Here is a 25,788-nt window from a genome sequence, read left to right on the forward strand (position 1 = left end):
TTCTGCTGTTTTAAGCGTTAGTTGACGGCCTGATCAATCCCCGCCTGCAAGGCCTGGCTCTCTCGATGGCCACCGGCGCGCAGAAGGCCCAGGTTCAAGGCTTGATCCTTGCGCGTGGCGTCGTCCTGTTTCTGGGTCAGTTCGTCCTTGGCCCCGAGTGCGAGGTTGACCGGTGATTTGGAGACATTCAGCCCGACATCGGCGCGGTAGTCGCTGCCTGCCAGTGTGGTTGCGGTGACCCTGGAACCGCCCAGCTCGACCTTGCCATGCTCGGCACTGATCCGCGCACCCGTGAGGCGCGTATCACCACCGACCTGCAGACTGACGCCCTGGCTGCCGCGAATGCCTGACGCCTGAGCGACGCTGTCCTTGATCACATGGCTGACGTCCAGGTTCAGGGTCGGGGTGTAGTTGGTGTTGCCACTCTTGTCACCGAACAACACGCTTTCAGCCGTATCGGCCACCTTGCTGCCGGTGGTGTTCTTGCCGCTGACAACGTAGCTGTCGCTGGTTTTTGGCCAGACCTTGTCCTTGAAGCCCGACAGGCGCGTGCCCAGCGCATCCGTCTTGTCTGCCAGGTAAGCCTTGGCCTTGTCCACGCGGGTGCCGAAGGCGCCGCGGGGCTCGGGGTTCACGTCGTAACTGGCGCTGCGGGTGAGTTTTTCTTCCAGGCGTTCCTTGGCGTTGACCACGCTGTCGAGCACTTTGTCCTTGGCCGCAGCCAGGTGCCCGGTGCCCTTGTCGACCACGTTCTCCAATTTGTCGCGATGCTTGTCGAACGCGCCTTCGGCCTTGGCTTTTACGGTGTCCTTGAGCGGGCCGCTGGCCTTGGCGAGTTTATCGACCACGCCAGGCTGGTTTTTCTCGACATCCAGTTTGGCATCGACATGAACCTGGGTGCTGTTGACCTGGTCCTTGCGGCTTTCGACAACGAGGTCGCCGCCCACCTTGCCGCTCACCTGCTCGGCGTCGATGCGTGCGCCCGCCAGACGGGTATCGCCGGCACTGTTGATGACCACGGTATCGGCCTTGATCAGGCTGTCGTGCTGGGTGGTGCCTTGCACGTGATCCACATCGACCTTGGCCCGCGCATTGATGCCGCGTTGGGTCTTGGGTGTTTCGTGTTCACCGGCGTCGGCCAAGGTGGTCTTGCCCACGCTGGCGCCCGCGCCCAGGGTCACGCCCCAGCTGTCATGAGCCTGGGTCGACTGTGCCGACTCCTGCAGGACGCCGCCGTTTTGTGCGTCGAGGTTGACGCTGGCCGCGCTTACCTGAGTACCCTGCAAGTGAATGGCATCGGCTGCATCGGCACCGCTGGCGAGGCTGACCTTGCCGTTGCTGTGCAGTTGCCCGACGACTACGGCCTGGTCATCTTCGGCCACCTTGCCGATGTTGAAATTGGCGCTGAGGTTGCCGGTCTTGCTGCTGCTTTCGGCGCTGCTGGTTTTGCCGGCGCCAAGGGTCAGGCCGCCGCCCAGGTTACTGCCGTTGCTGACGTGGCGGTGGGTGGCGGCTTGCAGGTCCAGCTTGCCGCCGGCATTGAGGCTGATATCGCCGGTCTTGGCGGTGCCGGAGCCGATCTGCGTGCCTTGCAGGGTCATGTCGCCGCCGCTGCCGAGTTGGATCGGCCCGTTGCCCTGGAGCGTCGCGACGCGTGCCTGGCTGTCCTGGGTGTCGAGGCGCTGGTTATCCAATTGCACACCGGCACCGAGGTTGATGTTGGTGCCATTGGCGCCGGGCGCTGTGCCCACGGTCAATGACGCGTTACCGCGCAACGTGCTGCTGGTGTTGCTCTGGGTGTCGTTAGCCTGGTTGAGCGCCAACTCACCGCCGGTCTTGAGGTTGACGCCTGCCTGGCCGCCGTTGAACTGGCTGCCTTCATAACTTGCATCGCCCTTGGTCTGGAGGCTCACGCCCTGGGTGCCCGCGTAGCTGCCGACCACTGCCGTGCTGCTGGCTTGGCGTACATCACGGCTGCCGCCACTGCCGCTGCCGCGTACATTCACGTCCTCGCCGGTGGTGGTGTAGACCCGCACGCCGACCTTGGCGTCCACGCCTTGCTCGCTGCTGCTGTGGGTATTGGCTGCCGCCTTGGCGATATGCTCGCCGGCATTGATGGTCAGCCCGCCCTTGGTGGCGCGGTATTGCGTGCCCTCATCCTGCAACTTGCCGATGCTATCGACCTGCACCGTGGCGCCACTGAATTGGCTGACCACGGCGGTGCTGTCCTGTTGTGTGCGGGTGCTGTGGGTATGCCCGACTTCCACGTCCAGCCCGACATTGGGTTGTTCGAATGCATCCAGCAAACCCGGCTGATGGAACTTGGCCTGGGCCACGCCTTCAACAGCTTTTTCGATCGGGCGGGTAATGCCTTTGTATTCCACATTGGCGCCGACATCGGCGGTCCAGCCGTTTTGCTTGTGGGTACTGGTCTCGGTGGAATGGGCGGCCAGGTTGTCGATCTGGCCCGCGTTGACTCGCAGCTCGGTGCCGGCCTTGGCCTGGGCACCCTCGCTGGTGAAGGTGTTGCCAGCATTGATGGTCAGCTTGCCGGTCGCGGCCACGGTGCTGGTTTGCGCGGTGGTTTTTTCAGCGGTGTCGTGGCTGCTCTGGTGGCTGAACTGAGCACCATTGCCTGCCCGATCAATGCCGCCGGTGTAGTAGAAACTGCCGCCGGTGGTGGTCTTGTCGACGGCTTCGGTGCGCTGGTCATGGGCGGCCAACAGCTCGACGTTTTTGCCGCTCAGGCTTGCATCGCCTTCGGTTGCCTGGAGGTTGGAGCCGCTGATGCTGACGTCACCACCGGCGTTAACCGCCACACTGGCGCCGTTGATGCTTGAAGCCTGCTGCCCGGTGGTGTCGGTCTGGCGGGTTTGCTGCTGGTCTTCATAGCTCAGGCCCGCACGGTACTGGCGGCTGACACCTTCAGTTTCCTTGGCGTAGCCATCGAAGCCGCGGGTATGGGTACTGGTGGTGTCGTGGGCGGTGTTCTGCGCCGCAACGACCTTGATATCGCCCTTGGCATTCGCTTGCAGCTCACCCGCGGCAGACACCTGGGAGCCACTCACCGTGATGTCCTTGGCGCTTTGCAGCTTGAGGTTGCTGTCCGAGCGCAGGTTACTGGCAACCACGGTGCTGTCCTTGAGGTTCTTGCGGCTTTCATCCTTGGAGATGCCGAAGAACTTACTGTCGTTGCTGTAGCGGTTGTCGTGGGAGGTGTCTTGTACGCCGTCGATCACCAGCGAGCCTTTGTCGCTGATCACACTGGCCTGCTTGCCGCCTCGGGCCTGGCTGCCGCTGATGCGCACGTCGTCTGCCTGGACGATCAGCTTGCCGTCGGCATTCACCTTGCTGGCGGTGTTCAAGGTCTTGCCCTGGTTGCCGTCGCCGTTCTTGCCGAAGAAGCTGCCGCCGGTGAGGTCGCCTGCGTAGGTGTTGTCACTGCTGCTTTGGGTGCGGCTGGCGCTGGTGATATCCACTTGGCGGCCTGCCAATTGGATGTCCCCTGGGGTTTTCAGCTCGGCGCCCTGCAATTGCAGTTTCTGTTTACTGGTCAGCTCCAGCGTGTGGCCGGCCTTGAGGCTGCTGGTGATGCTGCGCTGTTCGCTGCTGGATTTGTCCCAGTTGGCTTTCCACAGGTGCTTGCGATGGTTGCCCTGGTCGCGGGTCTCATGGGTTTCGGTCGCGGCGGTCACCTGCAGGTCGGCGCCGCTGTTGACGCGCAAGGCGTGGCCCGCTTCGACGTGGCTGGCTTTGATGTCGGCCTTGGCGCCGGAAGACAATGCCGCGTCCTGTTGGGCGACGAGCGTGTTGCCGTGCTGGCGGGAATCCTTGTCGGTGGTGGTGCGGTCGTAGGTTTCGTAGGTGAACAGCAAGTTGCTGTTGTCCCACTGTTCACGCTTTTCCTGAAGCTTGCGGCTTTCCAGGCTGCTGAGGGTCAGGTTGCGCCCGGCATCCAGCTTGACGTTGCGCCCGCCTACGTCAGTGGCGGCCAGGTTCAAGTCCTTGGCGCTGTGCAAGTCGACGTCGCCCTGGCGGCTCTGCACCCCGGCGCGGGTGGCGTCGAGGCTGTTGGCGTGAACTTGGCCGCTGACATCGAGGTCACCGGCCGAGCTGATCTTTACACCGTCAGTGCCTTGCACCTGCACACCACCCACACGTACCCCGGCCCCTTCGGCGGTGCTGATGATATTGATGCGCCCGGCCTGCATCGCGCCGAACAGGCGTGCGTCGATGCGTTGCTCCTGGGCCTTGCCGGCCGGGTCGACCTGGCGTACCTCGCCGCTGGCGAAATCCACCTGGTTGCGACCGACCGTGAGGTTCAATTGATCACGGGCACTGAGGCGACCCTCGCTGTCGATGCGTGGCGCGATCAGCTTGATGGAGCCCTCGCGGTTGTGCAGGCCCTGGCCCTGGATCGTCAGTTGGCCGTTGGCATCGCGGGTGCTCAAGGCTTGCAGCTTGCCGTCGTTGAGTTCCGGGCGGCCCACCACCAGGTTGGCGTTCGGGGTGTTGATGAAGCTGCCGCCATTGACCGAAATGCCGTTGGGGTTGGCCAGCACATAATCGGCGGCCTGGCCGAAAATCTCCTGGGCGCCGTTGAGGGCCGAGGCATTGCGGCTGATCACTTCGTTGAGGATCACGCTCGCCGCCTGGCCCTGGAACTGCGGGTTGGCGGCCAGTTGCCCGGCCAGTTGGGATTGGCCGGCCTGCAAGGCGTTGTTCAACACCAGGCCCTGGCGGTCGACGTTGTAGTCCAGAAACTGGTTGTGGGACAGGCCGCCGGCATTCGGCGCGACAATGTTGACGATGGGCACACCGCCCTGGTCTTGCAGTTGCGGCGTGCCGCCGGGGCCTGTGACGACGGTCACGCCGCCAGCCAGTACCAACTGTGGCAGCAGAAACAGGCTGGCAATGGCCCAGCGCAGTTTGCCCTGGGGTGAAAGGTGAAAGCTGTGTGAAGTAGTCGGCATAAATAATTTCGCTCTGTGTTGGCTGATCCGCGACGTGCGTTGTTCGTTGCAACGCTGCTGTGGTGGTCAGGTACGGCGGTTGTCTCAGGCTAAAAACAGCGGTGGTTCATATTTGCACGCTCAGGCGTGTCAGCCAGACCTCCGGCTCCTGGCGAAAGCCTGTGGGGGTGTTGAGGTTGCGTTGGTAATCGATGTCCAGTTGCACGTTCTTCCAGCTCAGGTTGAGCCCAGCACTGGCACCGCTCAGGCGTTGGCTCTGGGCGCCGTGTTCGTGCTTGACCCACGCATTGTCCAGGCCCAGGCGCGGGGTGAGCTTCACCGGCAAGCCCGTGTTGAGCGGCAGGCGCAAGGTGTTGCGCCATACCGCACCCATGGCGCCGGAGCTGCTGTTTTCGCGGTAGCCACGCACGGCCGAGTCATCGGTGATCAGCAGTTGTTCGATGGCAGGCAATGCATCCTCGCTGTACTGCACCGACAGCTGGCTTTGCCACTGCCATGGCTGCGCCGACCATTGGCCGTTGCGCCATTGGGTGAGGTTGGCGCGGTACTTGTGGAACTGTGCCTTGGGGTGTTTTTTTTGCACCTGGTCGGCATCCCGATCGGCGTCGAACCACGTCAGGCCCTGGGCGTAATTGACGTCCAGGTTCCATACCGCACTATTGAGCCAGAACAGGTTGAGGCCCGCTTCTGCCACCGTGAGCGTCGGGCTCTGAATGTCCAGATGGACCTTTTGCAGGTAACTGTCGACGTCCTTGTAGGCCAGTTGCAGGTTGGCGCTCAGTTGGTGGCTCTGGTCGCGCCACAGCACGCGGTCGCTGCGCAGGCTGAGCTGATCGGTGCGGCCACTGTTGTAAAGCGTCGTGCGGCTGAGCTTGAACGGTGAGCGGTATTCGGCATGGCTGGCGAACAGGCTGTAGGTCCAGTAACCGTAAGGGATGGAATAGAACAGGCTGTGGCTGCGGCTGTAGCGTGGCCCATGGTTGAGCGTGTCACTGAAGCTCAGGTTGAGCGAGTCGTTGATTTGCAACGGGCTGTCCAGGCTCACGCTGATGGCGTTGCGATCACGGCCGGTGCCGGCGCTGCCGAGGTTATCCACCCCAAGCCCGAGCGCCCAGCGCGAGGCACTGCTGCGCGAGCGCAGGATGATGCGTGAGGCGCCGGGTATGCTGCCGGGGGCGATGTCGGCGGTCAGGTCCACCGAGCGCAGGCGGTTGAGCTGGTCCAGGCCCTGCTCCAGGTCGCGCAGATTCAGTGGTTTGCCGAGCATCCCGGGGAATGCCCCGCCCAGCGCCACCGGCAGGCTCTGATCGGCCAACTCGATGGCCTCCAGGTAGCCTTCTTCGACATGAATATCCAACGGCTGCCCGGCGGCCGGCGCACTGATCAGGTACGGCCGGCTGGCGATGTAACCGGCCTCGACGTACAGCTGGGTGATCTGCGCCAGCAGACGGTTGATCTGCGTGACGCCCATGCACGGGGTCACGTAGGGTTCGATGTGTTTGTCCAGCTCGCTGCGGGTGAACAGCGTAACTCCGGCCAGACGCGTACCGCTCAGGGGCCAGCAACCTTCATCCTTGGCAGTCTCTTTTGGCATGGCCGGCGTGGCCGGTTGCGTGCCGAAACTGCCGCGCTGCATTTGGCGCTGGCGTTGCTCCAATTGTAATTGCTGCAAATCGCGCTGCTGTTGCTGCTGCAAGCGCAGGGCTTCCTGGCCGGGCTGTGGGCCATCGGCGGCAGCCACCGGCAGCGCCCACAGGCAGAGCAGGGCGATGCCCAGTTTCCGGGTACAACACAGGTGTGCGGTTGAGAGCTGATGTGGCACTCGACTTCCTTAAACGTAGAAATACACGCGATGCATCCGCCCGAGCCAAATAGTGAACTCAGCGGGACTTGCCACACTTGAGTGAGTGGTAGACGGTTTGTTACATCGCTGTAGGATTTATCACACAATACGTAAGAAAGGTCGCGTAATTAAGTGCTTTTATGCACATTTTTGGTGCGGACTGAGGTGTGCAGGCCCGTCATTCCTGCGCTTAAAGGCGCGTAAGTGGCAGAGGGATGGTTTGGATTGTTGTCAAGACTTCGCCTAATCGGCTGGGCCCGATCAAGGGACGGCAGCTTGCCTCGTTGCCAGATTAGGCTTTTGAATCCATTGGATATTCTGTAGCCTTGCGCAGCTTCATCTTTACCCGTGCTTGATGAACAAAAACACTTCGTCCGGCGGCGCCCGAAGGGCTCCCGAGCCGGTGGTACACTCGACTTTCGCGCTACTGCGCCTGCAGGTCTTGCGAACATGACGCACATTTCCGAACGCCTACTGGTTCAAGCCCACCTCGACGCCAAACAGCCCAAGGTTCTCAGCGTTGCTGAAGAGGCAAGCTTGCGTACTGCCATCGCCGCCGAGCTCAAGGCTCAGGACGCGGTGCTGGTCGCCCACTTTTATTGCGACCCGGTGATTCAGGCCCTGGCCGAAGAAACCGGCGGCTGTGTTTCCGACTCCCTGGAAATGGCCCGCTTCGGCGCTGCCCACCCAGCCAAGACCGTGCTGGTGGCCGGTGTGCGATTCATGGGGGAGACCGCCAAGATCCTCACCCCGGAAAAACGCATCCTGATGCCTACCCTGGAAGCGACGTGCTCCCTGGACCTGGGGTGCCCGGTGGATGAGTTTTCCGCATTTTGTGATCAGCATCCCGAGCGCACCGTGGTGGTGTACGCCAATACCTCGGCCGCGGTCAAAGCCCGTGCCGATTGGGTGGTGACCTCCAGCTGCGCACTGGAAATCGTCGAGAGCCTGATGGACAACGGCGAGACCATTATCTGGGGCCCTGACAAACACCTGGGCACCTACATCCAGCGCCAGACCGGCGCCGACATGCTGCTGTGGGACGGTGCCTGCATCGTGCACGAAGAGTTCAAGTCCAAGCAGCTGGAAGACATGAAGGCGCTGTACCCGGATGCGGCGATCCTGGTGCATCCGGAGTCACCGACTTCGGTGATCGAATTGGCGGACGCGGTGGGTTCCACCAGCCAACTGATCGCTGCGGCGCAACGCTTGCCGAACAAGACCTTTATCGTGGCGACTGATCGCGGCATCTTCTACAAGATGCAGCAGCTGTGTCCGGACAAGGTCTTCATCGAAGCACCCACCGCCGGCAACGGCGCCGCGTGCCGCAGCTGCGCGCACTGCCCGTGGATGGCGATGAATACGCTGGAGCGTACATTGCAGTGTTTGCGTGAGGGCAGTAACGAGATTTTCGTCGAGCCGTCGGTGATTCCGCAGGCGGTGCGGCCGCTCAAGCGGATGTTGGACTTCACCCAGGCTGCGCGGTTGAAGCTGGCCGGCAACGCCTGAACACAAATCAAAATGTGGGAGCTGGCTTGCCTGCGATAGCGGAGTAACAGTCACAGGTGTTTGGCTGCAAGACCGCTATCGCAGGCAAGCCAGCTCCCACAGTTGATCGGCGATGTGCTTGAGTTACTTCTTTTGCTTCGGGATCCGCACCAGCTGCGTATCCGAATAGATGTCATGCCAACTGCGTTTGTGTTTATCGAACAACGACCAGATAAACCCCAACCCCACGCACAACCACGACGCAATCGACACCACAAAACGCAGTAACGCCTGCCACAGGCTGATCCGCGAGCCGTCGGCGTTTTGCACGCGTACGCCCCACACCTGCATGCCCAGGGTTTGCCCCGAATGGGTCCAGAACTTGGCGAAGAAACCAAACAGCACAAACAACAGGATCGTCGACAACAACGGGTCACCGTCCAGCGCGCCGGACTCGGTGAGTGTGCGCATCTTCGCTTCGCCGATGAAGGCGATCCACACCAGCTTGTAGATGAACGCCGTGACGATCAGCAGGGCGGTGCACAACAGGAAGTCATAGAACATCGCTGCCAGGCGGCGGCCCAGGCCAACGGCGGGGAATTCGCCCTGGGGGCTCAACAGGGGTTTGGACATGGCAGGGCTCTCTGGAGAAAGCACGCAGTTTACGCAATGGCGCCCATAAAAAAGCCCCTGATGTCATATCAGGGGCTTTTTGTCGCAGCAAGGATCAGCCTTCTGCTTGAACTTCGTCAGCTTGCAGGCCTTTCTGGCCCTGAACTGAAACGAAGGTGACCTTCTGGCCTTCCTTCAGGCTCTTGAAGCCATTGCCCTGAATAGCGCGGAAATGCACGAACAGATCCGGGCCGCTCTCAGGAGTGATAAAACCAAAGCCTTTTTCGTCGTTGAACCACTTGACGGTACCGCTCTGACGCTCAGCCATTTTCTTCTTTCCTTTGACGCTAAAAATTAATGACAGCCCCTTTCACACGAAAGAGTACTGGGCTGGGTTGCAGGAAAGTTAAGAGACGTCGAACGGGTTGTAGCAACTACTTCAGCTACTGCCCAGGTCCAGGTTCCAAGCGACCCATGCAAACACAGTGAGCAAACTCTACGCCAACTAATATGAAAAAAACAAGCCCTGCGCAAGGCCCCGGTTTTACTGGGGTGCATGACACTTTGTTGAATGCTGAACGGCTGGCTTATTCGATAGAGTAGTTCACTTGTTATAGGGCTATTCCTATAAAAATGACTATCGTAAATGCACTGTTTTATGGCGGTTGCGTTACAGTTTAGTGCACGTTAACGCAACCGCGTTACTTATAGAAACAATCCGTCAGCCGCGATAGTAACGTTGCGGCACAAATGGCATTTTACTTACACGTAGTGGCACCTTTTTCCCACGCACCAACGCAGACACTTCGGTATCCAGTGCAGTGAAGGCCGTGTCCAGGTAACCCATGGCCAGCGGGCCCCCCAGGCTCGGGCCAAAACCGCCGCTGCACACGGTGCCGATCACGGTGCCGTGTTCGTCGACAATCTCTGCACCTTCACGCACCGGGGTGCGCTCCTGAGGCAGCAAGCCCACGCGCTTGCGGCTGACGCCAGCTTGTTGCTGAGTGAAGATCCGGTCGGCGCCGGGGAAAGCGCCGGCACGCGGGCCATCCGCACGCCGGGCCTTGGAGATCGCCCACAACAGGCTGGCTTCGATCGGGGTGGTGTCGGTGTTCATGTCGTGGCCGTACAGGCACAGGCCGGCTTCCAGGCGCAGCGAATCGCGGGCGCCCAGGCCGATAGCCTGTACTTCGGCTTCGGCCAGCAGGCTGCGTGCGAGGCTTTCGGCATTTTCAGCCGGCACGGAGATTTCGAAGCCGTCTTCACCGGTATAGCCGGAGCGACTGACATAGCAGTCCACGCCCAGCAAACGCAGGGTGGCAAATTGCATAAAGGTCATCCGGGTGACTTCAGGTGCCAACCGCGCCAGCACCTTCACCGCAGCCGGGCCTTGCAGGGCCAGCAGGGCGCGTTCTTCGAACAGCGGTTCGATGGTGCATTGGTCGCCGATGTGTTGACGCAGGTGTGCCAGGTCCTGGTCCTTGCAGGCGGCATTGACCACCAGGAACAGTTCGTCGTTGCCCAGGTTGGCCACCATCAAGTCGTCGAGGATGCCGCCTTGCTCGTTGGTGAACATGGCGTAGCGCTGCATGCCCACCGGCAGGTCGATGATGTCGACCGGCACCAGGGTTTCCAGGGCCTTGGCGGCATTGGCACCGGTCAGTCGGATCTGGCCCATGTGCGACACGTCGAACAACCCGGCCTGATCACGGGTGTGCTGGTGTTCCTTCATCACACCCAGCGGGTACTGCACCGGCATGTCGTAGCCGGCGAAGGGCACCATGCGTGCGCCCAGTTCGAGGTGCAGGGCGTGCAGAGGGGTTTTCAACAGGGTTTCGGTGGACATATTCAGCTCCTGAAAAACGTGCCGACGCGCTTGTGGGCGTCAGCACTCGATAATGTTGACCGCCAAACCGCCACGGGCGGTTTCCTTGTATTTGCTTTTCATATCGGCGCCGGTCTGGCGCATGGTGCGGATGACCTTGTCGAGGGATACAAAATGCTGCCCGTCGCCCCGCAGGGCCATGCGCACCGCATTGATCGCCTTTACCGAGCCCATGGCATTGCGCTCGATGCACGGCACCTGCACCAGCCCGCCAATTGGATCGCAGGTCAGGCCGAGGTTGTGTTCCATGCCGATCTCGGCGGCGTTTTCCACTTGGGACACGCTGCCGCCCAGCACTTCGCACAGGGCGCCCGCGGCCATGGAACAGGCCACGCCCACTTCACCCTGGCAGCCGACTTCGGCGCCCGAGATCGAGGCGTTTTCCTTGTACAGGATGCCGATGGCGGCGGCGGTGAGCAGGAAGCGCACCACGCCGTCTTCGTTAGCGCCCGGGATAAAGCGCATGTAGTAATGCAGCACCGCCGGCACGATCCCCGCTGCACCGTTGGTGGGCGCGGTGACCACGCGCCCGCCATTGGCGTTTTCTTCGTTGACCGCCAGGGCGTAGAGGTTGACCCAGTCCAACACCGACAGCGGGTCGCGCAGGGCGGACTCGGGGTTCTTGCACAACTGCCTGTGCAGCGCCGCCGCCCGGCGCTTGACCTTCAAGCCTCCGGGCAAGATGCCTTCGTTGCGACAGCCAGCGTCGACGCAGTCCTGCATGACCTGCCAGATTTTCAACAGGCCGCTGCGGGTTTCCGCTTCCGGGCGCCAGGCGCTTTCATTGGTCAGCATCACCTGGCTGATGGACAGCCCATAGGTGGTGCAATGGCCGAGCAGGTTCTTGGCGTGCTTGAACGGGAAGGTCAAGGGCGTGGCATCTTCGACGATCCGGTCGGCGCCGGCAGCGTCTTCATCCACCACAAACCCACCACCGACCGAGTAGTACTCGCGGCTGCGAATCTGGATGCCGGCGGCGTCAAAGGCGCGGAAGATCATGCCGTTGGGATGATAGGCGAGGGGTTTGCGAATCATCGCCAGGTGTTCTTTCTCGTTGAACGCAATGCTGTGTTCACCGAGCAGGTTGAGGCGCCCGTCACTGCGCATCTGAGACAGGCGTGCAGCTACGGTTTCGGTATTGACGGTGTCCGGGTGTTCGCCTTCCAGGCCCAGCAGTACGGCCTTGTCGCTGCCGTGGCCTTTGCCGGTGGCGCCGAGCGAGCCATAGAGTTCCACTTTGATGCCGGTGGTGGCGCTCAGCAGGTTGTCACGCTTGAGGCCCTCGACGAATCGAGCCGCCGCACGCATCGGGCCGACGGTGTGGGAGCTGGAGGGGCCGATGCCAATCTTGAACAGGTCGAACACGCTAAGGGACATGGTTGTTCTCCGGTTTCTTATTATTCTTGAGGCCGTACTCGGTCAAGTGTGGGAGGGGGCTTGCTCCCGATGGCGGTGCGTCAGTCACCAGATCTAATAACTGACCCTCCGCTATCGGGAGCAAGCCCCCTCCCACATTTAGACTGAGTACCTCTTCAGTTATGCATAGCTCTCGATCGACGGGCACGCACACACCAGGTTGCGATCGCCAAACACGTTGTCGACCCGGCCAACCGGTGGCCAGTATTTGCCTTCGATCAATGACGGCACCGGGTACACCGCTTGTTCGCGGGTGTATGGATGCGTCCACTCGCTCACCAATTCAGCCGCGGTGTGTGGTGCGTTTTTCAGAGGGTTGTCGTCCTTGTCCAACGTGCCGTTTTCCACTGCACGGATCTCTTCGCGGATGGCGATCATGGCATCGCAGAAGCGGTCCAGTTCTTCCTTGGATTCACTTTCGGTCGGCTCGATCATCAAGGTGCCGGCCACCGGGAACGACATGGTCGGCGCATGGAAACCAAAATCGATCAGGCGCTTGGCCACGTCGTCCACACTGATGCCGCTGCTGTCTTTCAACGGACGCAGGTCGAGGATGCATTCGTGGGCCACCAGGCCGTTGCTCCCGGTATAGAGCACGGGGTAATGCTCTTCGAGGCGACGGGAAATGTAGTTGGCATTCAGGATCGCCAACTGCGACGCGCGCTTGAGGCCGGCGCCGCCCATCATGCTGATGTACATCCAGGTGATCGGCAAAATGCTCGCGCTGCCGAACGGTGCGGCGCATACCGCGCCTTCCTTGCGTTCCATGGCCGCGTGGCCGGGCAGGAACGGCGTGAGGTGCGACTTGACGCCAATCGGGCCAACACCCGGGCCGCCACCGCCATGGGGGATGCAGAAGGTCTTGTGCAGGTTCAGGTGGGACACGTCGCCGCCGAACTTGCCCGGTGCGCAGAGGCCGACCATCGCGTTCATGTTGGCGCCGTCGATGTACACCTGGCCGCCGTTGTCGTGGATGATCCCGCAGATTTCGCGGATGCCTTCCTCGAACACACCGTGAGTGGACGGGTAGGTGATCATCAGCGCGGCAAGATGCTCGCGGTGTTCGATGGCCTTGGCGCGCAGGTCTTCGATGTCCACGTTGCCGCGCGCATCGCAAGCGGTCACCACTACGCGCATACCGGCCATGTTGGCGGTGGCGGGGTTGGTGCCGTGGGCCGACGACGGGATCAGGCAGATGTCGCGACGTTCTTCGCCACGGCTCTGGTGATAGGCGCGGATGGCCAGGAGGCCTGCGTATTCACCCTGGGAACCAGCGTTGGGCTGCAAGGAGATCGCATCGTAGCCGGTGGCCGCGCAGAGCATGGCTTCCAGTTCGGTGGTCAGTTGCAGGTAGCCGGCGCTTTGTGCGGCGGGGGCGAAAGGGTGCAGGGCACCGAACTCGGCCCAGGTCACCGGGATCATTTCGCTGGCCGCGTTGAGCTTCATGGTGCACGAGCCCAGCGGGATCATGGTGCGGTCCAGGGCCAGGTCCTTGTCGGCCAGCTTGCGCAGGTAGCGCATCAGCTCGGTTTCCGAGTGATAACGGTTGAACACCGGGTGGCTGAGGATCGGCGACTGGCGCAGCAGGGCGCTCGGCAGGGTGCTTTGGGTTGCAGCAAAGGCCGGCAGGGTTTTGCCGTCGGCGAAGATGGCCCACAAGGCCTGGATATCAGCCTGGGTGGTGGTTTCGTCGACCGACAGGCCAACACGCTCGGCGTCCACGACGCGCAGGTTGATGCGCTGGGCGCGGGCCTTGTCATGCAGGGCGGCGGTGTTGCTACCGGTGTTGATCGTCAGGGTGTCGAAGAAGTGTTGCTGCTCGACTTTCAAGCCCAGGGCCGTCAAGCCCTTGGCCAGGATCGCGGTCAGTTGATGAATGCGCTGGGCGATCTGGGTCAGTCCCTTGGGACCGTGGTACACGGCGTACATGCTGGCGATGTTGGCCAGCAGCACCTGCGCGGTGCAGATATTGCTGGTGGCTTTCTCGCGACGGATATGTTGCTCGCGGGTCTGCATGGCCAAGCGCAGGGCCGGCTTGCCGAAGCGGTCTACCGACACGCCGACCAGACGGCCTGGCATATCGCGCTTGAATGCATCCTTGGTGGAGAAGTACGCCGCGTGCGGGCCACCGAAGCCCAGCGGCACGCCGAAGCGTTGTGCGCTGCCAATGGCGACGTCGGCGCCGAATTCACCCGGCGGGGTCAGCAGGGTCAGGGCCAGCAGGTCGGCGGCCACGGCTACCAGTGCGTTGGCGGCGTGGAAGCGCTCGGTCAGTTCGCGGTAGTCGAATACATCGCCGTTGCTGGCCGGGTATTGCAGCAGGGCGCCAAAGAACGCGCTGACATCGGTCAACTCGCGCTCATCGCCGACCACCACCTCGATGCCCAAGGGTTCGGCACGGGTGCGCAATACGTCGAGGGTTTGCGGGTGGCTGTGCACCGAGGCGAAGAAGGCGTTGCTGCCTTTGTTCTTGCTCAGGCGCTTGCAGAAGGTCATGGCTTCGGCGGCGGCGGTGGCTTCGTCGAGCAGGGAGGCGTTGGCGATCGGCAGGCCGGTAAGGTCGCTGATCAGGGTCTGGAAATTGAGCAGCGCTTCCAGGCGGCCCTGGGATATCTCGGGTTGATAGGGCGTGTAAGCGGTGTACCAGGCCGGGTTTTCCAGCAGGTTGCGCAGGATCGGCGACGGTGTATGGCAGTTGTAGTAGCCCTGGCCGATGTAGGTTTTGAACAGTTGGTTCTGCCCGGCAATGGCCTTGATCTTGGCCAGGGCCTCGGCTTCGCTCAAGCCGTCTTCCAGGCCGAGCACGCTGGTGCCCTTGATGCTTTCCGGGATCACGCTGGCGCTGAGGGCTTCGAGGGAATCAAAGCCCAGGCTGGCGAGCATTTGCTGCTCATCTTCCTGGCGAGGGCCGATGTGGCGGGCGATGAATTCGTTGGAGGTGGTCAGATTAACGGTCATGGCGCGCTCCTCAAGCTTCAGCGTTGGCTTTGATCAGACGGTCGTACGCATCCTGATCCAACAGCTTAGCCACTGCCTCGGCGTCGGCTGGTTTAAAGCGGAAGAACCAGCCTTCGCCCATCGGGTCTTCGTTGACCAGTTCCGGGCTGCCATCGAGTTTGTCGTTAACTTCCAGCACTTCACCGTCCAGCGGCATGTAGACGCCGCTGGCGGCTTTGACCGATTCCACGGTGGAGGCTTCGGCGCCCTTGTCGTAAGCCTGCAACTCCGGCAGTTGCACGAAAACCACATCACCCAGCGCGTTCTGCGCAAAAGCGGTGATACCCACGGTGACGCTGCCATCGGCTTCGGCGCGCAGCCATTCGTGATCTTCAGTGAAACGCAACTCGCTCATGGAAACTCCTCAGGGCCAGAATCGTCTGGTGGACGGGATTGGAATAATGGGGAGTTGCTTAGCAATATTGCGGCCAAGGTTATTAATTCGTTATAAATCAACAGGTTAATAAAATCGGTTATGACGTTAGTGCATTTGGCTGTAGCGATTTCGCTACAGTCGAGTGCTTGAAAAAAGCCTATGTGGATCAAAGCCTTGCATGGCGCGTAAAAAACAGGGTTGTAGCGATATCGTTACGCTGTAGCGCTTTCAGTACACTGAATGTCGTTCCTGGACCAAATTTTGGAATGCTCTCCAAATGTGGGAGGGGGCTTGCTCCCGATTGCGGTGTATCAGTCAAAGATTTATGGCTGACACACCGCAATCGGGAGCAAGCCCCCTCCCACATTTGTTTGTATTCCAACTTGAGTCAGGGTTTGTTGGGGATGCCGTATTTGCGCAAGCGATGGGCAATCGCCGTGTGGGAAGTCTGCAACCGGCTGGCCAGTTGGCGCGTCGAGGGGTAGCTGGCGTAGAGCTTTTCCAGCAGATCGCGCTCGAAGTCTTCCACCGCCTGTTCCAGGCTGTCGACTTCGCCATCGCTCTGGCGCGCCACCGACGTACCGGCGATGTCCAGGTCGCCGATGTCTACCAGGCTGCCCTCGCAGATGGCGGCGGCGCGGAAGATCACGTTTTGCAGTTGGCGCACATTGCCCGGCCAGCGGTTGCCCAGCAGCGCTGGATAGGTGCCGGGGGCCAGGCGGCAGACCGGGCGCTGGATCTGCGCGCAGGCTTGCTGCATGAAATAGCGGGCCAGCAGCAGGATGTCCTGGCCGCGTTCGCGCAGTGGCGGCACTTCAACGTTAAGCACGTTGAGGCGGTAGAACAGGTCTTCGCGAAAGGTGCCCTCACTGACCATTTTTTCCAGGTCGCGGTGGGTGGCGCTGAGGATGCGCACATTGACCTTCACCTCACGGTCACCGCCCACCCGACGAAAGCTGCCGTCATTGAGAAAACGCAGCAACTTGGCTTGCAGGTACGGTGACATCTCGCCGATCTCATCGAGAAACACCGTGCCCTGGTTCGCCAGTTCCATCAGCCCTGGCTTGCCACCGCGCTGGGCGCCGGTAAAGGCGCCCGGGGCGTAACCGAACAACTCGCTTTCGGCGAGGTTTTCCGGCAGCGCCGCGCAGTTCAACGCCAAAAATGGTGCACTGTGGCGCGTGCTGATCGCGTGGCAGGCTCGGGCCACCAGCTCCTTGCCGGTGCCGGTTTCGCCCTGGATCAGCAGTGGTGCATCCAGCGCCGCCACCCGTTGTGCCCGTGCCTTGAGGGTGCGGATCGCCGGGGATTCGCCCAGCAGCGCATCAAAACCTTCGGCATGGTCGTGGTGCAGCGCCGATAGCTGTTCGCCGATGCGGTTGGGCTGGTAGAGGGTGAGCAGGGCTCCGGCGTCGGTGATCGGCGTGGCGTCCAGCAGCAGGGTCTGGCCATTGACGCTGATCTCGCGCAACGGCAAGCGAAAGCCATGCTCCAGCAAGGTCTCCAGCAGCGCAGGGTCGTTGAACAGCTCGGCGATGCTTTCGCCGGCCGGTTCGCGCCCGTACAGCGCGATTAATGCCGGGTTGGCCAGCAAAATCTTGCCCGCGCTGTCCAGGGCCAGCACCGGGTCGGTCATGGCTGCCAGCAGGGCGTCCAGTTGCAGGTGGCGGCGTTGGCCCGGAAGGATGTCGACCACCTTCACCGCTTGCACGCCGTGCACGCTGAACAACGCATCGCGCAGTTCTTCAAGCACCTCGGCGCTGAGGGTGGGTGCGTCGATATAGACGTTGGGCGGCACCATCTCCACCGCATCCAGGTTGAGATTGCGCCCACCGAGCAAGGCCAGGACTTCCTGGGTGATGCCGACGCGGTCGATGAAGCTGACGTGGATACGCATGGGGTGCTAGCAATTCTGGAGAGCAGAGGCGGCAAGTATGCCTTGGCGCGGGGCGCAGGTGAAATCTGACAAATGATGGAGATCAAAATGTGGGAGGGGGCTTGCTCCCGATATAGGTGGATCAGCCAATCAACCTGTGGCTGACACACTGCTATCGGGAGCAAGCCCCCTCCCACATTTTGAACTTACTCCAGGTGTTCGGGTTTGACCGGGTCGCCTGGCTTCACATCCAACTGATGCCGCACGTCCTCAAACATCAAGTCGTACTGCTTGTGCATCGAGCCGTTCAACACCGCGACTTTCGGCATGCCGTATTTCTGCGCAATGTTCATCGCAAGCCGCGCAAAGTCGAATGCCTGGTCCTTGGGCAGGAAGAACTCCTCCTTGAGGTCCTTGCCCTGCACCGAACCGTGCAGTTTGAATAACATGCCTTTGCCTTCCTTGGGGTCCTGGCTGACTTCATAGTCGATGCACAGGTTGTAGCTGTAGTCGTCCTTGTTGAGCGCGTGACGTTCGACGTGCAAGTGACCGGGTTCAAAGATAGCCATAGGCGTTTCTCCTCTACTTCACAGATAGGTGATGCCAGGTGTGGCCGTGCTGATGCGGGTGCCGGCGCTGCCCTGGACGATGGCTTCGATGTCCGAGAGTGAACCGATCACCGCGGTTTTGCTAGTCTGGCGGGCGAACTCGCAGGCTGCCTGTACCTTGGGGCCCATGGAGCCCGCGGCGAAGCCGAGTTTTTCCATGTCGTCCGGGTGGGCCTGGCCGATGGCCTTCTGGGTTGGCTTGCCGAAGTCGATAAAAGCGGCATTGACGTCGGTGGCGATTACCAGCAGGTCGGCGTCCAGTTGCGCGGCCAGCAAGGAGGAGCACAGGTCTTTGTCGATCACCGCTTCAATGCCGCGCAGCTTGCCGTCTTCGCCATACATCGTCGGGATGCCGCCGCCGCCGGCGCAGATCACGATGGCTTTTTTCTCCAGCAGCCACTTGATCGGGCGGATTTCAAAGATGCGTTTGGGACGCGGGCTGGCAACCACACGGCGGTATTTGTCGCCATCGGGGGCGATGGCCCAGCCTTTTTCGGCGGCGAGTTGTTCCGCTTCGGCTTTGGCATACACCGGGCCGATAGGCTTGGTGGGGTTCTGGAAGGCGGGGTCCTTGGCGTCCACTTCCACCTGGGTAAGCAGGGTGGCGAACGGCACTTCAAAGTCCAGCAGGTTGCCCAGTTCCTGTTCGATGATGTAGCCGATCATGCCTTCGGTTTCAGCGCCCAGTACGTCCAGCGGGTAGGGTGAGACGCTGGTGTAGGCCGCCGCCTGCAACGACAGCAGGCCGACTTGCGGGCCATTGCCGTGGGCGATCACCAGTTCGTTGCCGGCGTGGATCTTGGCGATCTGTTCGGTAGCGATGCGGATATTGGCGCGTTGGTTGTCTGCGGTCATGGGTTCACCACGGCGCAGGAGGGCGTTGCCGCCCAGGGCTACGACGATGCGCATAATGCAATCCTTTTAGGGTGTGAGCAGAGCCCAATGTGGGAGGGGGCTTGCTCCCGATGGCGGCAGGACAGTCAATCTATCTATAGCTGAGCCACCGCTATCGGGAGCAAGCCCCCTTCCACATTTTTGAACCCTGTTCCGACAGTGAGAGTTAGATATCCGCCAACGCCGACACCAGGATCGCCTTGATGGTATGCATGCGGTTTTCCGCCTGCTCAAACGCGATATTGGCCGGCGACTCGAAGACTTCCTCGGTCACTTCCACACCATTGGCCAGGTGCGGATAGCGCGCCGCGATGTCCTTGCCGACCTTGGTTTCGCTGTTATGGAACGCCGGCAAGCAGTGCATGAATTTCACCCGGGGGTTGCCCGAGGCTTTCATCATCTTCGCGTTGACCTGGTACGGCAGCAGTTGCTCGATACGCTCGTCCCACGCTTCCACCGGCTCGCCCATGGACACCCAGATATCGGTGTGGATGAAGTCCACGCCCTTCACTGCTTCTTTCGGGTCTTCGGTGATGGTGATGCGCGCGCCGCTTTCCTCGGCAAATGCCTGGCATTGCTTGATGAAATCCTCGTGCGGCCACAGCGCTTTCGGCGCGCCGATGCGCACGTCCATGCCGAGCTTGGCGCCGATCATCAGCAGCGAGTTGCCCATGTTGTAGCGGGCGTCCCCCAGGTAGGCGTAGCTGATGTCATGCAGCGGCTTGTCGCTGTGTTCGCGCATGGTCAGGGTGTCGGCGATCATTTGGGTCGGATGGAATTCAGCGGTAAGGCCGTTGAACACCGGCACACCGGCGAACTTGGCCAGCTCTTCGACGATTTCCTGTTCAAAGCCACGGTACTCGATGGCATCGAACATCCGGCCCAGGACGCGGGCGGTGTCTTTCATGCTTTCTTTGTGGCCGATCTGCGACGACACCGGGTCGATGTAGGTGACGTGGGCGCCCTGGTCATGGGCCGCGACTTCGAAGGCGCAGCGGGTGCGGGTCGAGGTTTTTTCGAAGATCAACGCGATGTTCTTGCCTTGCAGGTGCGGACGCTCGGTGCCGGTGTATTTGGCGCGTTTGAGGTCGCGGGACAGGTCCAGCAGGTAGTTCAGTTCGCGAGTAGTGTGGTGCATCAGCGACAGCAGGCTGCGGTTGCGCATATTGAAAGCCATGATGGAATCTCCTTAATAGTCGATAGGGTCGCGGATGATCGGGCAGGTCATGCAGTGGCCGCCGCCACGGCCACGGCCGAGCTCACCGGCGCTGATGGTGATGACTTCCACACCGGCCTTGCGCAGCAAGGTGTTGGTGTAGGTGTTGCGGTCGTAACCGATCACCACGCCGGGTTCCACGGCCACTACGTTGTTGCCGTCATCCCACTGCTCGCGTTCAGCGGCGAAGCTGTTGCCGCCGGTCTCGACGACACGTAGCGCCTTGAGGTTGAGGGCCGCGGCGACGGTTTCGAGGAAGTTGGTTTTCTCCCGTTGAATGTCGATACCGTGAGGCTTGCTTTCGTCAGGGCGCAGGGTGAACGGCACGATCTGGTTGACCACTTCCGGGAAGACGGTGACCAGGTCGCGGTCGCAGAAGCTGAACACGGTGTCCAGGTGCATCGCTGCGCGGGATTTGGGCAGGCCGGCCACGATGACGCGCTCCACCGCTTTGTTCTTGAACAGGTTGCGCGCCAGTTGGCCGATGGCTTGGTGGGACGAGCGCTCGCCCATGCCGATCAACACCACGCCATTGCCAATCGGCATCACGTCGCCGCCTTCCAGTGTGGCAGCGCCGTGCTCCTGGTCGGGGTCGCCGTACCAGATCTGGAAGTCCGCGTTGGTGAATTCCGGGTGGAACTTGTAGATGGCGGAGGTCAGCAGGGTTTCCTGGCGTCGCGCCGGCCAGTACATCGGGTTGAGCGTTACGCCGCCATAGATCCAGCAGGTGGTGTCGCGGGTGAACTGGGTGTTGGGCAGCGGCGGCAGGATGAAGCTGGCGTGGCCGAGGAAGTCGCGGAACATTTCGATGGTCTTGCCACCAAAGCTGCTCGGCAGGTCATCGGCCGATACGCCACCGATCAAATACTCGCTGATCTTGCGCGGCTCCAGGCTACGCAGCCACGAGCCGACTTCGTCGATCAGGCCCAGGCCCACGGTGTTGGCGGTGATCTTGCGTTGCAGGATCCAGTCCAGCGCTTCGGGGATGGCGACGATATCGGTGAGCAGGTTGTGCATTTCCAGCACATCAATATCCCGCTCGCGCATCTTGGTCACGAAGTCGAAGTGGTCGCGTTTGGCCTGGGCCACCCACAGCACGTCATCGAACAGCAGCTCGTCGCAGTTGTTGGGGGTCAGCCGCTGGTGGGCCAAACCTGGGGAGCACACCATGACTTTGCGCAGTTTGCCGGCTTCGGAATGTACGCCGTACTTAACTTTTTCCGTGGTCATTACAGATCCTCCAGTGAACATACAATTACAGAGTCAGGAAGCCGTCGTAGAGCCCATAGGCCGCCACCAGGGCGCCAATGACCACTGCGGCAAAAATCAGCTTCTCGACGTTGGTGAAAATCGGTTTGCCCAGTTCACGCTTGGCCTTGGCGAACAGGATCGCGCCGGGGGCGTAGAGCAGGGCGGAGAGCAGCAGGTACTTGGTGCCGCCGGCATAGAGCAACCAGATCGCGTAGATCAGGGCGACGGCGCCGATGAACAGGTCTTTCTTGCGCTCCTTGAGCGCGTTTTCGTAGGTTTCGCCGCGCACCGCCAGCAGCAGGGCGTAGGCCGCCGACCACAGGTAAGGCACCAGGATCATCGAGGTGGCGAGGTAGATCAGCGACAGGTAGGTGCTCGCGGAAAACAGGGTGATCACCAGGAATATCTGAACCATCGCGTTGGTCAGCCACAGGGCATTGACCGGCACATGGTTGGCGTTTTCCTTGCGCAAGAACTCCGGCATGGTGTGGTCCTTGGCGGCGGCAAACATGATCTCCGCACACAGAAGCACCCACGACAGCAACGCGCCCAGCAGCGAGATGATCAAGCCGACGCTGATCAGCACCGCACCCCAGTGGCCCACCACGTGCTCAAGCACGGCAGCCATCGACGGGTTCTGCAACTTGGCCAGTTCCGGTTGGGTCATGATCCCCAAAGACAGCACGTTCACCAGCATCAGGAACAGCAGCACGGTGATAAAACCGATCACGGTGGCCTTGCCCACGTCGCTGCGTTTCTCGGCACGGGAGGAAAAGATGCTCGCGCCTTCGATGCCGATGAACACCCACACAGTGACCAGCATCATGTTGCGCACCTGGTTCATCACGCTGCCCAGGTCAGGGTTTTTTACGCCCCAGATGTCTGCGGTGAAGATGTCCAGCTTGAACGCGAATAGGGCGATGAGCACGAACAGCAGCAGCGGCACCACCTTGGCAACGGTGGTCACCAGGTTGATGAACGCTGCTTCCTTGATGCCGCGCAGCACCAGAAAGTGCACCGCCCACAGCAGTACCGAGGCACCTATCACCGCCGCTGGCGTGTTGCCTTCGCCAAAGATCGGGAAGAAGTAACCCAGGGTGCTGAACAAGAGTACGAAGTACCCGACGTTGCCCAGCCAGGCACTGATCCAGTAACCCCAGGCCGATGAGAACCCCATGTAATCGCCAAAACCGGCCTTGGCGTAGGCGTACACCCCGCCGTCGAGATCGGGCTTGCGGTTGGCAAGGGTCTGGAACACGAATGCGAGGGTCAACATGCCGATGGCGGTGATCACCCAACCAATCAACACGGCGCCTACGTCGGCACTGGCGGCCATGTTTTGCGGGAGTGAAAAGATCCCGCCGCCAATCATTGAGCCCACGACAAGTGCAACCAGCGCACCAAGCCTAAGTTTTCCGGGAGAATCAGACATTGCGTGACTCCAATGCAGGAGAAGAGAGATCACAGAATAATTCCGTGCGCTAATAAAACAGCTGACTCAGATCAGTTCATTGGCACATTCCATTGTGAATTAACGACTTAGGGTGGCAGTTGCGGGGCGACACGGCCTGTGCAAAGGCGCTCGCTAGAGCGGTCTCCTACAATGTGGTTAATCATTTGGTCCGGGGCATGGGTGTTGAAGCTAGTTCGTATTTGCGAATGTGCAAACTTTTTGTACGTTGTCTGACGAGCACTTCATAATTGCCGTATTTAAATTCTAAATAAGCCTAAACTTCCTGCGTTTACATACCCTTATGTTATGAAACGCTAGCGTCATTAAATTGAATTAGTTGAGTGCGCGGTGGTCGGCTCAAACATTTATTGCGAGGAACCTGCATGTCCCAACCAGCCCAGAAACTTCGGCTCAGTGCCCTGATCGCCCTGGTAGTAGGTTCGATGATCGGCGGCGGGATCTTCTCGCTCCCGCAAAACATGGCGGCCCGCGCCGAAGTAGGCGCAGTGCTGATCGGTTGGGCCATTACCGCGGTTGGCATGTTGACCCTGGCGTTTGTGTTCCAGACCCTGGCCAACCGCAAACCGGAACTGGATTCCGGGGTGTACGCCTACGCCAAGGCCGGCTTCGGCGATTACATGGGGTTCTCCTCGGCCTGGGGCTACTGGATCAGTGCGTGGATGGGCAACGTCGGCTATTTCGTGTTGCTGTTCAGCACCCTGGGTTACTTTTTCCCGGCGTTCGGTCAGGGCAATACACCACTGGCCATCGGTTGTGCATCGCTGTTGCTGTGGGCGGTGCATTTTCTGGTGATGCGCGGGATCAAGGAAGCGGCGTTCATCAACCAGATCACCACCGTGGCGAAGATCGTGCCGCTGCTGATGTTTATCGTGATTGCCGCCGTAGCGTTCAAGGCCGACATCTTCACCCGTGATATCTGGGGCCTGGGCAATCCGCAGATGGGCAGCGTGGTCGAGCAGGTGCGCCACATGATGCTGGTCACGGTGTTTGTGTTTATCGGTATCGAAGGCGCCAGTGTGTACTCGGCGCGGGCCGAGAAACGCTCGGATGTGGGGCGCGCGACGGTGATTGGTTTCCTGGGCGTGCTGGCGCTTCTGGTGCTGGTGAATGTGCTGTCGTTGGGCATCATGGGCCAGCCGGAACTGGCGCAGTTGCAGAACCCGTCCCTGGCGGGCGTGCTGGAACACATTGTCGGGCCCTGGGGAGCGATATTGATCAGCCTCGGCCTGGCGGTTTCGCTGCTCGGGGCATTGCTTTCGTGGGCGTTGCTCTGCGCGGAAATCCTCTATGCCACTGCCCATGACAAGACCATGCCGGCGTTCCTGAAAAAGGAAAATGCCAATCAGGTGCCGGTTAACGCGTTGTGGCTGACCAATGTGATGATCCAGGCATTTCTGGTGATCACGCTGTTTTCGGCCAGTACCTACACCACCCTGATCTACCTAGCGTCTTCGATGATTCTGGTGCCGTACCTGTGGTCGGCGGCCTATGCGGTGCTGTTGAGCGCGCGCGGCGAAACCTATCAAGGCGCTCAGCGCCGACGCATGAAAGATCTGCTGGTAGGCTTGATTGCCCTCGGTTACGCGGTGTGGCTGTTGTATGCGGGCGGTTTGAAATATTTGCTGCTGTCGGCGCTGCTGTATGCACCGGGTGTGATTCTGTTTGCCCTGGCCAAGCGGGAGCAGGGCCGCCCGTTGTTTACATCGCTTGAAAAAGGCATTTTCGGTTGTGTGATCGCGGGCGCCGGGTTGGCTGCGTACGGGCTGTATAGCGGGGTATTGTCGCTGTGAGGTTGGCCTATCAACCGCCTTACGACTGGGCGGCGATGGTGGCGTTCTTATCGGCGCGGGCAATCACCGGGTTGGAAACCGTGGTGGCCGGAGTGTATCGACGCAGCATCAGTGTGGGCGGGCGACATGGCTGGATCAGCGTCGCGCCGGGGGCGGGGGATTGGCTGGAGGTGACGGTCGACTTTCCCGAGCCGGTCGCGCTGCCCGAGATCGAGCGGCGCCTGCGCAGGATGTTTGATCTGGATGCCGTGCCCGCCGTGATCAACCTGCAATTGGCCAGGGACCCGTTGATGGCGCAACTGGTTGCGGCTCGACCAGGGCTGCGGTTGCCGGGTACATGGGACGGCCTGGAGTTGGCCATTCGCGCAGTGCTGGGCCAGCAGATCACGGTGATGGCGGCGATCCGGTTGGCGGGCAAGCTGGTGGCGCAGTATGGCCAGCCGCTGCAAACCCCCCACGCCGGTATCACTCACCTGTTCCCGGCACCCGAGGTGCTGGCGGCGGCGGACCTGGCGGCCCTGGGCATGCCCAAGGCGCGAGGCCGCACCTTGTCCGGTGTGGCCCAGGCGTTGTTGGATGACCCTCGGATTTTCGAGCCCAAGGCCAGTCTCAAGGAAGGTGTTGCACGGTTGGTGGCGTTGCCGGGGATAGGCGACTGGACCGCGCAGTACATCGCCATGCGCCAGTTGCGCGAGGCGGATGCGTTTGCGTCGGGGGACATCGGCTTGATCAATGCGCTGACGGCGCTGGAAGGCGGGCCGGTGTCGGCACGGCAGTTGCTGGCGCGGGCCGAGGCGTGGCAGCCGTTGAGGGCGTATGCGGCGCAGCATTTGTGGACGTCGTTGAATCGCGGGGATTGATGGGGGCTGTACTGGCCTCATCGGGGCATGGGTATCTACACAACTTCTGGTATGGCGCTGTCCCTGTGGGAGGGGCGGTGCGACGATTCGACTTGCTCGCGATGGCGGCCTTAGGGCCGACCAGGATGCCGGATCAAACCGAGTACATATCCGTTATTTAGGTAACGGCCACTTAGGGTTCCGCTCTTACAGCGGCTCACTTTTGGAAGGACCCAAAAGTAAGCAAAAG

17 protein-coding genes are annotated in these 25,788 nt (G+C 61.1%); 3 read left to right on the forward strand and 14 right to left on the reverse strand.

From position 1 onward, the window contains the following. Window positions 1-17: 17 nt before the first annotated feature. Together TK42_RS17060 and TK42_RS17065 are read right to left on the reverse strand one after the other, a co-directional pair. The gene (locus TK42_RS17060) at window positions 18-4,973 is read right to left on the reverse strand and encodes a hemagglutinin repeat-containing protein (RefSeq protein ID WP_103734727.1); all 4,956 of its coding nucleotides are present in this window, start codon (window positions 4,971-4,973) and stop codon (window positions 18-20) included. A gap of 106 nt (window positions 4,974-5,079) precedes the next feature. Then, the gene (locus TK42_RS17065) at window positions 5,080-6,795 is read right to left on the reverse strand and encodes a ShlB/FhaC/HecB family hemolysin secretion/activation protein (protein ID WP_103734728.1); all 1,716 of its coding nucleotides are present in this window, start codon (window positions 6,793-6,795) and stop codon (window positions 5,080-5,082) included. Window positions 6,796-7,266: 471 nt separating this feature from the next. Here TK42_RS17065 and nadA point away from each other — a divergent pair, with 471 nt between their 5' ends. Then, window positions 7,267-8,325, forward strand: a complete 1,059-nt coding sequence (gene nadA, locus TK42_RS17070; RefSeq protein ID WP_032879720.1) for a quinolinate synthase NadA — start codon at window positions 7,267-7,269, stop codon at window positions 8,323-8,325. Window positions 8,326-8,448: 123 nt separating this feature from the next. Here the strand turns inward: nadA and TK42_RS17075 are convergent, their stop codons facing one another. The 12 genes from TK42_RS17075 to arcD (TK42_RS17130) all read right to left on the reverse strand — a co-directional run bounded on the left by TK42_RS17075 (window position 8,449) and on the right by arcD (TK42_RS17130) (window position 22,867). Next, a complete protein-coding gene (locus TK42_RS17075; RefSeq protein ID WP_005790850.1) occupies window positions 8,449-8,937 on the reverse strand; it encodes an RDD family protein in 489 nt (162 codons plus the stop codon). Window positions 8,938-9,031: 94 nt separating this feature from the next. Beyond that, window positions 9,032-9,244 carry a cold-shock protein gene (locus TK42_RS17080; protein WP_007253000.1) on the reverse strand — a complete coding sequence of 71 codons (213 nt, stop codon included), beginning with the start codon at window positions 9,242-9,244 and terminating at the stop codon, window positions 9,032-9,034. Between the two features lie 393 nt (window positions 9,245-9,637). After that, window positions 9,638-10,762 (reverse strand): glycine cleavage system aminomethyltransferase GcvT, encoded by a 1,125-nt coding sequence (gcvT, locus tag TK42_RS17085; RefSeq protein WP_005790848.1) that lies wholly within the window; start codon window positions 10,760-10,762, stop codon window positions 9,638-9,640. Between the two features lie 39 nt (window positions 10,763-10,801). Next, window positions 10,802-12,178, reverse strand: a complete 1,377-nt coding sequence (locus TK42_RS17090; RefSeq protein ID WP_103734729.1) for an L-serine ammonia-lyase — start codon at window positions 12,176-12,178, stop codon at window positions 10,802-10,804. A 159-nt stretch (window positions 12,179-12,337) separates the two neighbouring features. Beyond that, window positions 12,338-15,175 carry an aminomethyl-transferring glycine dehydrogenase gene (gcvP, locus tag TK42_RS17095; RefSeq protein WP_103734730.1) on the reverse strand — a complete coding sequence of 946 codons (2,838 nt, stop codon included), beginning with the start codon at window positions 15,173-15,175 and terminating at the stop codon, window positions 12,338-12,340. Window positions 15,176-15,185: 10 nt separating this feature from the next. Then, window positions 15,186-15,569 (reverse strand): glycine cleavage system protein GcvH, encoded by a 384-nt coding sequence (gene gcvH, locus TK42_RS17100; protein WP_032879722.1) that lies wholly within the window; start codon window positions 15,567-15,569, stop codon window positions 15,186-15,188. Window positions 15,570-15,978: 409 nt separating this feature from the next. Beyond that, complete coding sequence (locus TK42_RS17105; RefSeq protein ID WP_005790844.1) at window positions 15,979-17,487, reverse strand: sigma-54-dependent transcriptional regulator; 1,509 nt, start codon at window positions 17,485-17,487, stop codon at window positions 15,979-15,981. Between the two features lie 185 nt (window positions 17,488-17,672). Beyond that, a complete protein-coding gene (locus tag TK42_RS17110; RefSeq protein ID WP_103734731.1) occupies window positions 17,673-18,035 on the reverse strand; it encodes a DUF5064 family protein in 363 nt (120 codons plus the stop codon). An 18-nt stretch (window positions 18,036-18,053) separates the two neighbouring features. Continuing rightward, window positions 18,054-18,983, reverse strand: coding sequence for a carbamate kinase (arcC, locus tag TK42_RS17115; protein WP_103734732.1), 930 nt, complete (start codon window positions 18,981-18,983; stop codon window positions 18,054-18,056). Between the two features lie 151 nt (window positions 18,984-19,134). Then, the gene (locus TK42_RS17120) at window positions 19,135-20,145 is read right to left on the reverse strand and encodes an ornithine carbamoyltransferase (protein WP_005790837.1); all 1,011 of its coding nucleotides are present in this window, start codon (window positions 20,143-20,145) and stop codon (window positions 19,135-19,137) included. A gap of 12 nt (window positions 20,146-20,157) precedes the next feature. Next, window positions 20,158-21,414 (reverse strand): arginine deiminase, encoded by a 1,257-nt coding sequence (gene arcA, locus TK42_RS17125; protein ID WP_103734733.1) that lies wholly within the window; start codon window positions 21,412-21,414, stop codon window positions 20,158-20,160. Between the two features lie 25 nt (window positions 21,415-21,439). Continuing rightward, window positions 21,440-22,867, reverse strand: coding sequence for an arginine-ornithine antiporter (gene arcD / locus TK42_RS17130; RefSeq protein ID WP_032879725.1), 1,428 nt, complete (start codon window positions 22,865-22,867; stop codon window positions 21,440-21,442). A gap of 404 nt (window positions 22,868-23,271) precedes the next feature. Here arcD (TK42_RS17130) and arcD (TK42_RS17135) point away from each other — a divergent pair, with 404 nt between their 5' ends. Next, on the forward strand, window positions 23,272-24,699 hold the full coding sequence (gene arcD, locus TK42_RS17135) for an arginine-ornithine antiporter (RefSeq protein WP_005790831.1): 1,428 nt from the start codon (window positions 23,272-23,274) through the stop codon (window positions 24,697-24,699). Beyond that, on the forward strand, window positions 24,696-25,559 hold the full coding sequence (locus TK42_RS17140) for a DNA-3-methyladenine glycosylase (RefSeq protein WP_103734734.1): 864 nt from the start codon (window positions 24,696-24,698) through the stop codon (window positions 25,557-25,559). Before arcD (TK42_RS17135) ends, TK42_RS17140 begins: the two co-directional genes overlap by 4 nt. Window positions 25,560-25,788 lie beyond the last annotated feature (229 nt).

This window comes from Pseudomonas sp. GZJR-8 (assembly GCF_002916705.1).
GTDB lineage: Bacteria > Pseudomonadota > Gammaproteobacteria > Pseudomonadales > Pseudomonadaceae > Aquipseudomonas > Aquipseudomonas synxantha_A.

Bases quoted from the DNA above. Each gene is read 5' to 3' on its own strand.
- arcD (WP_005790831.1), top strand. From the start codon at position 23,272: ATGTCCCAACCAGCCCAGAAACTTCGGCTCAGTGCCCTGATCGCCCTG.
- arcA (WP_103734733.1), bottom strand. From the start codon at position 21,414: ATGACCACGGAAAAAGTTAAGTACGGCGTACATTCCGAAGCCGGCAAA.
- TK42_RS17120 (WP_005790837.1), bottom strand. From the start codon at position 20,145: ATGGCTTTCAATATGCGCAACCGCAGCCTGCTGTCGCTGATGCACCAC.
- arcD (WP_032879725.1), bottom strand. From the start codon at position 22,867: ATGTCTGATTCTCCCGGAAAACTTAGGCTTGGTGCGCTGGTTGCACTT.
- TK42_RS17105 (WP_005790844.1), bottom strand. From the start codon at position 17,487: ATGCGTATCCACGTCAGCTTCATCGACCGCGTCGGCATCACCCAGGAA.
- nadA (WP_032879720.1), top strand. From the start codon at position 7,267: ATGACGCACATTTCCGAACGCCTACTGGTTCAAGCCCACCTCGACGCC.
- gcvH (WP_032879722.1), bottom strand. From the start codon at position 15,569: ATGAGCGAGTTGCGTTTCACTGAAGATCACGAATGGCTGCGCGCCGAA.
- TK42_RS17075 (WP_005790850.1), bottom strand. From the start codon at position 8,937: ATGTCCAAACCCCTGTTGAGCCCCCAGGGCGAATTCCCCGCCGTTGGC.
- TK42_RS17090 (WP_103734729.1), bottom strand. From the start codon at position 12,178: ATGTCCCTTAGCGTGTTCGACCTGTTCAAGATTGGCATCGGCCCCTCC.
- arcC (WP_103734732.1), bottom strand. From the start codon at position 18,983: ATGCGCATCGTCGTAGCCCTGGGCGGCAACGCCCTCCTGCGCCGTGGT.
- TK42_RS17060 (WP_103734727.1), bottom strand. From the start codon at position 4,973: ATGCCGACTACTTCACACAGCTTTCACCTTTCACCCCAGGGCAAACTG.
- gcvP (WP_103734730.1), bottom strand. From the start codon at position 15,175: ATGACCGTTAATCTGACCACCTCCAACGAATTCATCGCCCGCCACATC.
- TK42_RS17110 (WP_103734731.1), bottom strand. From the start codon at position 18,035: ATGGCTATCTTTGAACCCGGTCACTTGCACGTCGAACGTCACGCGCTC.
- gcvT (WP_005790848.1), bottom strand. From the start codon at position 10,762: ATGTCCACCGAAACCCTGTTGAAAACCCCTCTGCACGCCCTGCACCTC.
- TK42_RS17080 (WP_007253000.1), bottom strand. From the start codon at position 9,244: ATGGCTGAGCGTCAGAGCGGTACCGTCAAGTGGTTCAACGACGAAAAA.